The sequence below is a fragment of the Phnomibacter ginsenosidimutans genome, from assembly GCF_009740285.1.
Classification (GTDB): domain Bacteria; phylum Bacteroidota; class Bacteroidia; order Chitinophagales; family Chitinophagaceae; genus Phnomibacter; species Phnomibacter ginsenosidimutans.
Genome location: NZ_CP046566.1, coordinates 1,182,117 through 1,194,596, shown reverse-complemented (window position 1 = coordinate 1,194,596; position 12,480 = coordinate 1,182,117). Strand labels below are relative to the sequence as shown.

Sequence of the window (12,480 nt, the reverse complement as noted above, 5' to 3'; positions counted from 1 at the left end):
TTTCCGATCAAGGCTTATTCATATTGATACACCCGCACATAATCCACTTCCATTCTTGTTGGGAATGTAGTACCCGATGGATCGCCACCATTCATACCACCTACGGCTACATTCAGTAGCATGTAGTGCGGTTGCAGAAACGGATTAAAACCCGATCCATCTTTATTTGTCAGCAATGCAACAGCAGTTTTATTCAACAACACATCGTCCACGTATAAAGCAATCTCATCTTTTGTCCAATCCATGCGCCACACATGAAACTTGCTGGCCCATGCGGCTCCACCCAAAGAATCCGTACTGAATGTATTGCTGAACCAAGCCGCCTTTTTATTGGCACCGAGGCTGGCAATATTGGCCAGCAGCTTTCCCCTGTAATATTCCATGATGTCGATTTCGCCATTGGCGGGCCAAGGCTTGCTGATGCCCAAAGTCCACCACGCCGGCCACATGCCTGCACGAATGTCAATCTTTGCCCGCATCTCAAAGCGACCATACTGCCATGTGTGTTTGCCTTTGGTAATAAGGCAGGCAGAAGTGAAGCGAATGCTGTCCCGATTGGTGCGCCAGTTGTTACTTCCTGCCACAAAATTGGGGTTGGGTTTTGCTTCTTTTCTGGTTTCAATAATGAGCTTACCATTGGTACAAAATGCATTCTCAGGTTGGTACCATTGCGCTTCTTCATTGCGCACAAATCCATGCTCGTAACTCCATTTGGCAGTATCCGGTTTTCCAGCTTCGTTAAACTCATCGGCCCAAACCAGTTTGTATTGGCCAGTGTTAGCAGCAGGCAGTGCCGCAACGCCTTCATGCGTAGGCTTTACAAAAGCAATACTGCCATCTGGTAAAAATTCCATTTTATCGATGCATACTTCGCGGTGAAAGCCGGCGGCACTTCCCATGCCTATTCCATTGGGATAATTAAACCGATGGTAAACAATGTACCAGGCATCGGTGCCGGGCACATTCAATACCGAGTTGTGCCCCGTACCGTAAATGCCTTTCGATTCATCTTTGGCAAGCACCAAATTGTTGGCGGGTATTTGTATGGGGCCCAATGGCGATGCAGCTGTACCATACCGCACCCGGTAGTTTACGCTTCTTGTATCGTCTTCACTCCACAAAAAATAATACAAGCCATTTCTGTAAAAAACGGTGGTGCCTTCCCGAAATGTATTGTCGGTGGGTGTAATAATCTGCAAGCTTTCCGGCTTGTAAGAAATCATGTCTTCATTTAGTTCTACCACGGCCATGTGTCCATTGCCCCAATACAAGTACGTTTTTCCGGTTTTCGGATCTTCAAATACTTCGGGGTCAATTTCTTGTCCGCCTTTTACACCGGCAGGTCTTTCTGCAATCAATGGTTTGCCAATATCGGTAAACGGACCTGTTGGATGATCGGCTACTGCCACACCAATTTTTTGCGCAGCAGTGAAGTAGTAAAAGTATTTATAGCGGCCATTGATTTTCTTTTCGATAATGCAAGGCGCCCATGCATTGCGTTTGGCCCAACTCACATCTTTATCCAAATCAAGTATCACGCCTTCATCTTGCCAGCTTACCAAATCGGTGCTCGAAAAAGCTTTGAAATAGGTACCCGACCAACCATTGAATCCATCGCTGGTGGGATAGATGTAATACTTACCTGTTTGCTTTGCGTACAAAATATCCGGATCGGCGTAATAGCCCGCCAATACAGGGTTGTGCGGCGTAGTGAGCTGCACTGTCCACACTTCGGTTGGCTGATTGCCCAGCGACACCTGATAGCTGGCTTTACCATTTACAAAACCGGGCGTCAGCAGCTGCACACGGGCACCGGGCAATGGGCGCCATTGCGGATTGAACTGATTGAAACTTGTGCCAGGTTGTAGTGAAATAGTGATGCTCTTTTGGGTACTATCCACCACAGTGTTGATGGGTTTAATGGCTGCATTTGCCGGAAACGCAAATGCATCTTCCACTGTTCCCCACTTACTCAGCAAGCGTTGGCATTCTGCTTCCGTTACAGGCATTACTGTACCGTGCCGTGGGTGAAAGTTCATCGAAATTTCTGCATCGATAATGGTGAAATTCTTCAGGTCGGTTGTTTTGGTAAATTGATACCGGCTGCTGGTGTACATATCATACATCAACACAAAACCACTGCCATCATTTAGTTTAAAAGTACCTGCACCTTCAACCGGTTTATTGGTTTGCTGTACGTAGTCTGCGGTTTGCATGGTATATCCGCCCGTAAGCTTTTCCGACACGGCTACTTTTATGCCGGGGTGGCGGTCTTCCGTTTTAAAAAACAAATAATACTTACCATCTTTCTCTACAATGTCACCATCAATACAAGCTGCGTTATCCGGGCTGTAAAAGAGTTGCTTCGGCTCAGTAGCCAAATTGGTAAATTCTTTGTTGGCGAAAGCGTAATAAATCTTATCAGGTTCATTGCCATGTTTCATCGACCAATACAACATGTAGCGGCCGCTGTGTTTGTCGTAAATGGTTTGTGGGGCCCACACCCGAAGCAGGCTGTCTTGCCCTGCAAACCGCTGCTGAATTTTTACCACACTAGATGTCCAGTTGATTAAGTCGGTGGATTTCAGCAATACCATAGCCCGGTTAGAACTCCACCCGTTGGCCGACACCATATCGGTAGCTACCATGTAAAATGTTTTGCCATCCTCACCCCGCAAAATATGCGGATCTCTGACACCGCCTGTACTGCTGATGGCAGCACTGGAGAGTACTGGTTTGTTGTGATTCAAAGCACGGAATGACAACCCATCGCTACTCAATGCAAAATGTATTTGCTCTTCCGCTTTTGCGTTGCCCGTAAAGTAGGCGAACAAATATCCCGCCATAGCAGGCTTGGCTTTTGTACCTGCAGTACGCTTTTGCATTTGTGCAAACACACCTGAACCTTGTAGCAACAACAACAGAAAAAAACAGCTGGCAACTCTTTGCATAACAATTCATCTAAACTTGAAAAAAGGCTGGCTGATGCAGCATCATGCATGCATCAACCAGCCAGGCAAACTACAACTTGTTATGAGAAAAAGACATGATTTAATAACCGGGGTTCTGTTCCAGTACGGCGTCCTTGTTCAGGTTGATTTCTGACTGCGGAATGGGCAGCAACAAATGTTTGGCCGCAAGTCCCAGCACAGGATTGTGTTGTTGTGTGTTGTACTTCACGGTACGGGTAACCAAGGTGCCGGTACGCATCAGCGTCATGCGGCGGTTTTCTTCGGCCAGCAACTCACGGGCTCTTTCATCCAGTATGAAGTCGAGTGTAATATCGGCGGCACTCACGGGGCTGGCACCTGCCCTGCCACGAATAACATTGATGGTGGTAGCAGCATCGCCCAATTTTCCCTGACGGAATTGTGCTTCTGCTTTCAGCAAATAGGTTTCACCCAAACGCATCAACATAAAATCTTTAATCATGGCAAACCCAAATACATCATTCGGATCAAACTGGTACCACTTGGTAGTGTGCGGTGCAATTTTAAACACGGTATCTGCACCTGTATAAGGCACTTCTTTGCCGAAGTTGGCATTGCCCGGCGTGTTGTAATAAAAACGATGGCGCAGGTTGTTTTCAGAATTGCGCATGTCTGTTTTTTCATACAGATCATAAATCACCCAGTTGGTAAGGCGAAGACGGGCAATACCGCGGCCTCCCAGTGAATCACAAATGGTCATGCCGGCAATTTGATAGTAGGCTGCACCCCAGTTGCGCCGCTGCTGCGGGTTATTGGTAATACCACCCACTACTGTGCTGGGGTTCTCTTGCTCCAACACCCAAATGGCTTCGCGGTTGCCCTGCGAACGACGCTGGTTGCCATACACAAACATGTCGCTGAATGGATCGCCGGGCAGGTTCAGGTTTTTGCCATAGCGGGCAGTAGTAAGACTAAACTTACCACTGTTGATGACCAAATCGCATTGTGCTTCGGCCAGTGCAGGCTTGCCCATGCGCAGGTATGCTTCTGCCAACAACTGGCTGGCCATGGCCTTGTTGATACGGCCATACATTTTACCTTTTGAATTCGATTTCACATTGTCGATGTCGGGCAGTTTGTCTGCGGCAAACAACAAGTCTTTTTCTATTTGCGCATTTACCGAATCGAGAGAAGTGCGGGTGAAATCTGTTTTAGGCGATGACAATGGATCCGTTACCAATGGTACTTTTCCAAACAACGTTGCCAAAATATTGTACGCATAAGCACGGAAGAATTTTGCTTCGCCGGCTATCTGGTCTTTGTTCTTTTGGGTCATGCCGGTGAGGTTTGGATTTTCGGCATTTTTAATAAGAATATTGGCGTTGTTAATCATGCGATAGCTCCAGCTCCAGGTATACGAAGCCGCACCATCGGTAGTGATGAGTTGGTTGTAATCGTAGTAAGGAATTTCGATGCCCTGACGCTGTGTAGGTGGCACCCAAGCCACGTCGGTGCCGCTGTGCCACACACTGGGCCAGCCTTGCGGATCGCTATAGCTAAAAAAAGTGCTCATGAGGTTGTGCAAGCCCACTACAGAGGCTTCAAAACCCAATGAATCGGACAAGGTGGCGGGGGCGTAGGATGAATACACATCTTCATCCAGAAAATCTTTTTGCATGCCGACAAACTCAACAAAGCTGTGGCAGTATATAGCAGGTATTTTATATGCTTCTTCATGTGAAACAGAATTTTGAGGTGAGCAATCAACGGAGCGAAACGTTTACACCAAACACAATGGTTCTTGTTTGTGGGTAGTTGTTGGTCCAATCGCCGGAACCGCGGAAAGAATAGTTGAATTCAGGATCCCAACCAACCCAGTTGGTAAATGTGTAGAGGTTACGACCACTCACATACAACGTCATGGCAGCAAGTTTCATTCTGTCGAGTGCACTTTGTGGAAATACGTAGCTCAGTGTTACATCTTTCAAACGGGTGTAGCTGTTGTCGGAAGCATAGCCATAACCACGAGGGTTGGTATAGCGCAACGATGGACGTGTATTGCTCTTGTTCTCTGCTGTCCAGTAGCCGGTTTCTGCAGGAATATTCATACGGCCTGCTTCGTCGGCATAAGTCAGCGTTACGTTATTGCGCAATGCACCCTGGAATGTTTGAATAAAAATATTGAGGTGGAAATTTTTGTAGTGGAAAGTATTGGTGATACCACCTGTCCACTTGGGTGCGGTTTGTCCCAACACGGTGCGGTCATCTGCTGTAATTTTTTTATCGCCATTGATGTCGGCAAATTTCAGATCGCCAGGCTTGGCACCAGGGTCCCACTGTGAAGCATCTTCGCCTTCTTGCCATACACCCACCATTTTGTAATCCCAGATGATGCCGATGGGCTTACCAATAAACCAGCGGTTGCCAATGTCATCTTTACCATCGCCATACAAATCAACAATCTTGTTTTTGTTGGTTGCAAAGTTTACAGAGGCCTGCCATTTAAAATCTTTCTTCGAAATAACATCAGCATTCAGCATCAGCTCAATACCTCTGTTGGCTGTTTTACCCAGGTTGTCGAGAATGCTGCCATAACCAGTAATAATGGGCAGGTTTCTGCGCAGCAACAAATCTGAAGTTTGAGTGCTGTAGTAATCCAACGTACCATTGATTCTGTTTTTCAACACAGCAAAGTCGAGACCAACGTTGAGTGTTTTTGCACTTTCCCAATGCAGGTTGCCATTACCCAAATTGCTGGCCAACACACCAATGGTAGAGTTGCCACCAAATGGAAAACGAACAGTACCGGCAGTGGTAATGGTGCCATATACAGAAATGGCTTCATTGCCCGCCATACCATAAGAGCTGCGCAGTTTCAGGTTGTCTACTACCTTTTGGCTTTGCATGAATTTTTCGCGGGTGATGTTCCAGCCCACAGCTACCGATGGAAAATTGCCATACTTGCTGGTGTTGCCGCCCATTACACTTGAGCCATCACGACGAATGGTGGCGGTGAGCAAATAGCGACCATCATAGGTATAGTTTACCCTTGCCATCATAGAGTTGAGGCTGTACTTATCGCGGTAAGAGCTCGATGTTTGTGTGGCGCCTGCTTCCAAACGGTTGTATGAAAGTTCATCGTTGATGAAGCCGGTAGCGTTTGCCCCGTAGGTAAAGTAGTTACGTTGTTGAGCACTATACAATCCGGTAAAATCGAGGTGATGCATACCGAAGTCTTTTGTATAGGTGAGAATGTTTTCTGCTACCCAGTTGTTGGTTTCAGAACTGCTCACATTGGCAGTGCCCAATTGGTTGTCGAAACTGCGGCCTTCATAGTAGCCATACCTTGTGGTTACAAATGTGTAGCCCGCATTGAAGCGGTATTTCAACCCTTGCAAGGCACCGCCAAATTTGATTTCGGCATATCCGTTTCCAATCAAATTATTGCTGCGGTCAGTGCGGTCGTTGTTCAAACCACTCAGTGGATTTTTGTACAACAATTCTTCGTACATGGGGTAAATGGCATAGTTGCCATTGGCATCGTACAAAGAGCCATACGGACTCATAGCAGTAGCCAGGTAGAAGTTGGCACGGCCACCATCGTAGTTGTTGTTGGTGTAAGAAATGGTGGTACCAATGGTCAGATAATCAGTGATGGTAGCATCGAGATTAGCACGCAGGTTCGCCCGTTTGTACTGATACCCTTTTACGGCGCCCTGTTGTTTCATAAAGTCGCCGCTTACGTAGTAGCGAAAATCTTTTGACCCACCAGAAATGCTCAGGTTATGGTCTTGCATAATGCCTTGCTGCAACACTTCATCCAGCCAGTCTACTTTTTTGCCGGCGGCATAGTTGGCTCTTTCAAATTGTGTGGGCAGCACATTGGTTTGGGTAGAAGTCGGGTTGACCTGTTTCCACCAATCGGCATATTTTTTTACGTATGCTTCCGGGCTCGATGGATCGAGGATATGTGCCAGGTTGTCCAAACCCATGTAGGCATTGTATTTAATCACCGGCTTGCCTGTGGTGCCTCTTTTGGTAGTAATGAGAATAACACCATTCGCACCATTTACACCATATATAGCCGTGGCACTGGCGTCTTTCAATATCTCGATGGAAGCAATATCGTTGGGGTTGATGTCATTGGTTACACTACCGGTTTTGCTGAAGGGCACACCATCTACCACAATAAACGGACCTGTGCCGGCGGTAATGGTATTTTGCCCCCGCACCAATACCGAAGCTGAGCTACCCGGCACATTGGAGTTTTGGGTGATGTTTACCCCTGCTACCGAACCTTCAATGGCATGCAGCACATTGGTGACCGGCAACTGCGATAAACGGGTTTTAGGAACTGAAGCTACCGCACCGGTAATGTCGGAACGTTTGCGGGTACCATAACCTACCACTACCACTTCGCCCAACTGGCGGTTGGTTGCTTTTAATTGAATGGTCATGGGTGCTGTAAGATCTACAGGTACTTCAAGTGTTTGAAAACCCACGTTGGAAATGACCAGCACATCGCCGGCCACAGCCGAAATACTAAACAGGCCTAAAGCATCTGTAGTAGTGGCCGCTTTTTTTGATTTCAGCATCACCGTTGCCGAAACAATGGGGTCACCCGTTTCAGCATCCTTAATGGTGCCGGTTACTTTGGTTGATTGAGCAAATACTTGCGAACTCAGCGATGCCAACAGCATCGAAACAAACAAGAGAAAAGCAGCTACGCTTTTTCCGTAGGAGGCGAAGCTGACAGCAGCGTTCATCCTCCCAAACAATCGGGATTTTTTCGTCATAGGACAGCAATTGAAGTTGATGAATAGAAAATGAGGAGAACAGCTCGTTATACTGCCTTGCACATTTTCATAGGTTGAAAGTGAGCAATTGTATACGCTTACCTAGGGGGGTGAATAGTAAAAAAAGGGGGGTATTTTCAGTATTTGCAGCTTTTTTCTGACGGCAGCCTTTGGGGGTAAAATTCACTCCCCCATTTCTTGAAATTCAATGCCGGCAAGGCTTTCGCTAAATCCCCCCTTCGAATGCAGCGGCTCTGTGTACCGCAACAACGTTGGCAGCCACAGCAATGCATAAAAAAATACCCGCCGGTGCCATACGCATTTCCCGACGGGTATTTGTATTGATCAATTGAAGTAAGCGATGCTATTGCAATTGCAAAATGTAGCTGTAGCTGTATTGCTTTTGGGTAAGCCTGTACTGTGCATGTGGCAAGGCACCCCAGCTGTCATCGCCACCTACCCCACGTTGTTTCAAATCAATGTGGAGGTATACATTTTTATCGGGACGAAGGTCGGTCGGATGCTGTTGTTTTTTAGTCATGCCGGGGTCCATGCTTTCGGCACTGTGGTGCAACGCACTAAAGCAAATTGGTTGTACTCCTTCTACCCGCAGGCCATGGCCTTTGCTATTGGTCAGTTGCACCCAACGCACATCGGTTTTGTAACCGTTTTCTTGTGGCCGAATGTAATTGGCTGTAAACTGATTGGCCACTTTGTCGGCATATACGCCCAGCAGTGCCGACTCATTGCGGTCGGTATAATTTTCCCAAGGACCGCGGCCGTAGTAGCGCAGGCTATCGAAAGCCGGAGGTAGTTGCATACGCATACCGTAACGGGGCATTTCTGGCAATGAACGGTTGGTCATATCCATGCTGGCGGTTACCTGTATGCTACCATTGTTTAAGATGACATACTGAATGCTGTACGGCACATTGATACCGGTCAGTTCCATTTGTACTTCAATGGGCAATCCGGCAGCTGTTTGTTCGCCCACGGTTACTTTTTTTACCTGTGCCTGCTGGTGTGCCGAACGCCAAATACCCAACTGCTGTGGCATGCTGTTGCCAAAGTCATTGTCGGTAGGTGCCCGCCAGAAATAAGGTGTAGGCAATTGGGTCAATTCCAAAGCATCTTTCTTGCTGTACTTTTTAAACTGGCCACGGTTGAGGTCAAACTCTCCCGATACATCACCGGCAGTAAACTTGAGCAACTTAGCATCTTTTTCTATCGTCAAACCGGCACCCTTGTTGGCCGTAACTGCATACGTACCGGCAATGGCAAACTGTGCACGGGCTACTTCATGACCGGCAGGCACCAAGGCCGTGGCATTGGCCGTTGTCGTAAATGCAAATACGTTGAGCATCCATTCTGCGGTAGCATCGGTTGCGGGCAATGACACCTGCACTGTTTGCTTGCTGTGTGGCGCCGCCGTAACAGTAAACGAACCTTTAGCATAAGAAAGACCGTTGCGCAGCACTTCCCATTGAAAAGCATGATTGTTTAAAGCTGTAAATTCAAATAGGTTTTCAACCGCAATAATGCCTTTGGAGGCATCCACAGCTGTAAACTGAATGGGTGCGTATACATTTTTTACTTCGTACAAGCCGGGGTGAGGGGTGCGGTCGGCAGCAATCAAACCATTGCTGCAAAAGTTTTCATCGTTGAGGTAGAGGTAGCTGCCCAAATCGCCTCCGTAACCCCAGTAGGTGCGGCCATCTGCCGTTTGCTGTTTAAAACCCTGATCTACCCAGTCCCAAATAAAGCCACCTTGCATGTGCTTGCTGCTGCGAATAATATTGAAATACTCTCTGAAGTTGCCGTTGCTGTTACCCATGGCATGAGAGTATTCACACATGATATACGGTCTTGTCTTTGTGCTGTCATTCGCATACTGACGCATGTGCTCAATGCGAGGATACATGGGGCAAACAATATCAGTATTGGCTGCTTCTTTTGATTGTTCAAATTGTACAGGCCTTGTGTTGTCTCTTTCTTTTATCCACTTATAGGCATCAAAGAAAACTGGTCCGTTACCACATTCATTGCCAAGGCTCCAGATAATAACGGAAGCATGGTTCTTATCTCTTTCTACCATACGACGATGGCGGTCGAGGTGTGCCGCAGCCCACTCCGGACGGTACGCTACATGTTGTTCTTTATCAAACCAGCTTTGTCCTTCTGCACCCATGCCGTGGCTTTCAATATTGGCTTCATCTACCAGATACAAACCATATTCATCGCAGAGTTTGTACCACAGCGGATCGTTGGGATAATGACAGGTTCGAACCGAGTTGATGTTGTTCAACTTCATGAGTTGAATGTCTTTCAGCATGAGCTCTTTGGTAGGCACGTGACCCAGCACATCATCATGCTCGTGGCGGTTTACACCATGCACATTTAGCGGCACACCATTTATCATTAGTTGCGCATTTTTAATCTCCACTTTCCGGAAACCAATGCGGCTACCCGTATACGCTACCGTTGCACCACTGGCGTCTTTTTGCTCAATGATTACCTGATACAAATTCGGCGTTTCTGCAGTCCACTTGGCTACATTTTTAATAGCCCCGCTAAATTGTACTGATGTAACTGCAGCATTGGTTGTGTACGCTTGAGTTTGCGTAAAAGCTACAAAACCTGCCTTGCTAACAACACTTACTACGATGCTTCCTTTCGTAGGAGTACGTTCTGTAAAGTCTCTGATATCAACGGTTGCCGAAAACCTGCCGATTTTGTATTGTGCATCCAAATCTGCTTTCAAAAAATAATCCCAAATGGTTTGCTTCGGCATGGCCATCAAAAAAACATCTCTTTCAATACCACTCAAACGCCAAAAGTCCTGGTCTTCCAGATAGCTGCCATCGTGCCAGCGGTATACCTGCACCGCCAATTGGTTTTCCCCTTTGCGCAGCAGTTTGGTAATGTTGAATTCAGCTGCTGTTTTAGCCACTTTCGACATACCTACTTTTTGTCCGTTTACATACACAAATGCACAGCCCGATATGGAACCAAAATGCAGTATCACTTCTTTATCGCTCCAGGTATCGGGCACGGTAAATGTTTTGCGGTAGGTACCTACCGGATTGTCTTTGCCTACATACGGAGGATTTTTAGGAAACGGATACGTAATGTTGGTATAAATAGGCGTACCAAACCCTTGCAGTTCCCAATTGGAAGGCACTGGAATGTTCTTCCACGATTGCGTGTTTACTGCATCGCTGTAAAAATCTTTGAGCGAAGATTCTACATTGGCAGCGTACACAAACTTCCAGGTACCATTGAGTGATTGATGCCAGGCTGATGCTGCAAAATCATCTGCATTCACATCTGCTGCCTGCTGATACAGCATAAAACTGGTATGCGGCTTTTCTTTGTTTTCCTCATACACTGTGGGGTTTTCCCAAATGTTTTGTGCAGCCAACTGCAGCATGCTTGCACAACCCATCAACATTACAAACCATTTTTTCATACAACGTTTCATTTTGATTGCCTTGCGGCAAGTTTCCATTTTTCCGTCACCGGAACTTTGATATACATCATACAAACAAAAAAACCACCAGCCGTAGACACAGCCGGTACGATTACTTGCTTATGAAAAGATCTAGTCATTCTTTACTTACCTATACTATAGGCTTTTGGCCTACAGGTACTACATTTCTTTATAATGCTTTACCGGCAAGCTACGCAATCTTTCTGCGGCCCACTCTGGCGTTACATCCCGTTGTGGATTGGCCAGCATTTCGTAGCCAACCATAAATTTTTTCACAGTAGCAGAGCGAAGCAATGGCGGGTAAAAATGCATGTGCCAGTGCCACGCCGGATGTTGCCCGTTATTCACCGGCGCCTGATGGATACCGGCCGAATAAGGAAAGGAAACATGAAAAAGATTATCATACTTGGCAGTGAGTTCTTTGAGCATGATGGCAAATGCTAGTCGTTCATCTTGCGTCATCTCATTGATTTGCGCCATGGGGCGTTTGGGCACAATCATCGTTTCGAATGGCCATACCGCCCAAAAGGGAACCAATGCTACAAAATGCTCATGCTCCAGCACTATCCGCTCCTGCTGTTGTAGCTCGGTGTTTACATAATCGCTGAGCAAGGTGCGCCAGTAACGTTCGTAGTATTGCTGCTGCTGCTTCGTCTCTTTACTTACTTCAAGCGGCACACTGTTTTGTGCCCAAATTTGTCCGTGTGGGTGCGGGTTGGAGCAGCCCATAATATCACCCTTGTTTTCAAAAATCTGGATGTACTGAATGTCTTTGTCCTGCGCAATGCTCGTCATTTCAGCACACCACAAATCAATCACTTTGGCAATGGTACTTACGGGCAGCGTTGGCAAAGTTTTGCTATGATCGGGCGAAAAGCTGATGACTTTGCAAATGCCTTTGGCGCTTTTGGCCTGCAGCAATCCATTAATGTTTACATCTCCATCGGGCGTATCGGTCAGCAATGCCGAAAAATCATTGACAAACACAAATGAATCGGTATAGTCAGGATTGGTAGCACCATCGGCCCGTTTATTGCCGGGGCATAAGTAGCAGGTAGCATCGTACGCCGGTCGATTGTCGGCGGGCAGTGTTTCTACTTTGCCCTGCCATGGTCGTTTGGTACGGTGTGGCGATACCAACACCCAATCGCCGGTAAGTAAATTCAATCTTGTATGTGCATGTTCGTGAATGCTAAACATCTTGTGCTCCTTCTGTTTTCGCTGTTTGTTTGCTTTCTTTTATTACTGTTTTGTTGTGTGTAAG

The 12,480-nt window shown here is 46.8% G+C and carries 5 protein-coding genes; all 5 read right to left on the bottom strand.

Translation table 11 applies throughout. The features are described from left to right. Positions 1–14: 14 nt before the first annotated feature. The 5 genes from GLV81_RS05100 to GLV81_RS05080 all read right to left on the bottom strand — a co-directional run bounded on the left by GLV81_RS05100 (position 15) and on the right by GLV81_RS05080 (position 12,416). On the bottom strand, positions 15–2,951 hold the full coding sequence (locus GLV81_RS05100; RefSeq protein WP_246186260.1) for a family 43 glycosylhydrolase: 2,937 nt from the start codon (positions 2,949–2,951) through the stop codon (positions 15–17). A gap of 100 nt (positions 2,952–3,051) precedes the next feature. Next, a complete protein-coding gene (locus GLV81_RS05095) occupies positions 3,052–4,608 on the bottom strand; it encodes a RagB/SusD family nutrient uptake outer membrane protein (RefSeq protein ID WP_197428954.1) in 1,557 nt (518 codons plus the stop codon). Between the two features lie 85 nt (positions 4,609–4,693). Continuing rightward, positions 4,694–7,726: a SusC/RagA family TonB-linked outer membrane protein gene (locus GLV81_RS05090; protein ID WP_197428953.1), complete on the bottom strand. Its 3,033-nt coding sequence runs from the start codon at positions 7,724–7,726 to the stop codon at positions 4,694–4,696. 364 nt (positions 7,727–8,090) lie between these two features. Beyond that, positions 8,091–11,195 carry a beta-galactosidase, LacZ type gene (gene lacZ, locus GLV81_RS05085; protein WP_197428952.1) on the bottom strand — a complete coding sequence of 1,035 codons (3,105 nt, stop codon included), beginning with the start codon at positions 11,193–11,195 and terminating at the stop codon, positions 8,091–8,093. 180 nt (positions 11,196–11,375) lie between these two features. Continuing rightward, the gene (locus GLV81_RS05080; protein ID WP_157477422.1) at positions 11,376–12,416 is read right to left on the bottom strand and encodes a UDP-glucose--hexose-1-phosphate uridylyltransferase; all 1,041 of its coding nucleotides are present in this window, start codon (positions 12,414–12,416) and stop codon (positions 11,376–11,378) included. Between the last annotated feature and the right edge of the window lie 64 nt (positions 12,417–12,480).

Excerpts from the sequence above, each read along its gene's own strand:
- GLV81_RS05100 (WP_246186260.1), bottom strand. The coding sequence starts at position 2,951 with ATGCAAAGAGTTGCCAGCTGTTTTTTTCTGTTGTTGTTGCTACAAGGT.
- GLV81_RS05095 (WP_197428954.1), bottom strand. The coding sequence starts at position 4,608 with ATGCAAAAAGATTTTCTGGATGAAGATGTGTATTCATCCTACGCCCCC.
- GLV81_RS05090 (WP_197428953.1), bottom strand. The coding sequence starts at position 7,726 with ATGACGAAAAAATCCCGATTGTTTGGGAGGATGAACGCTGCTGTCAGC.
- lacZ (WP_197428952.1), bottom strand. The coding sequence starts at position 11,195 with ATGAAAAAATGGTTTGTAATGTTGATGGGTTGTGCAAGCATGCTGCAG.
- GLV81_RS05080 (WP_157477422.1), bottom strand. The coding sequence starts at position 12,416 with ATGTTTAGCATTCACGAACATGCACATACAAGATTGAATTTACTTACC.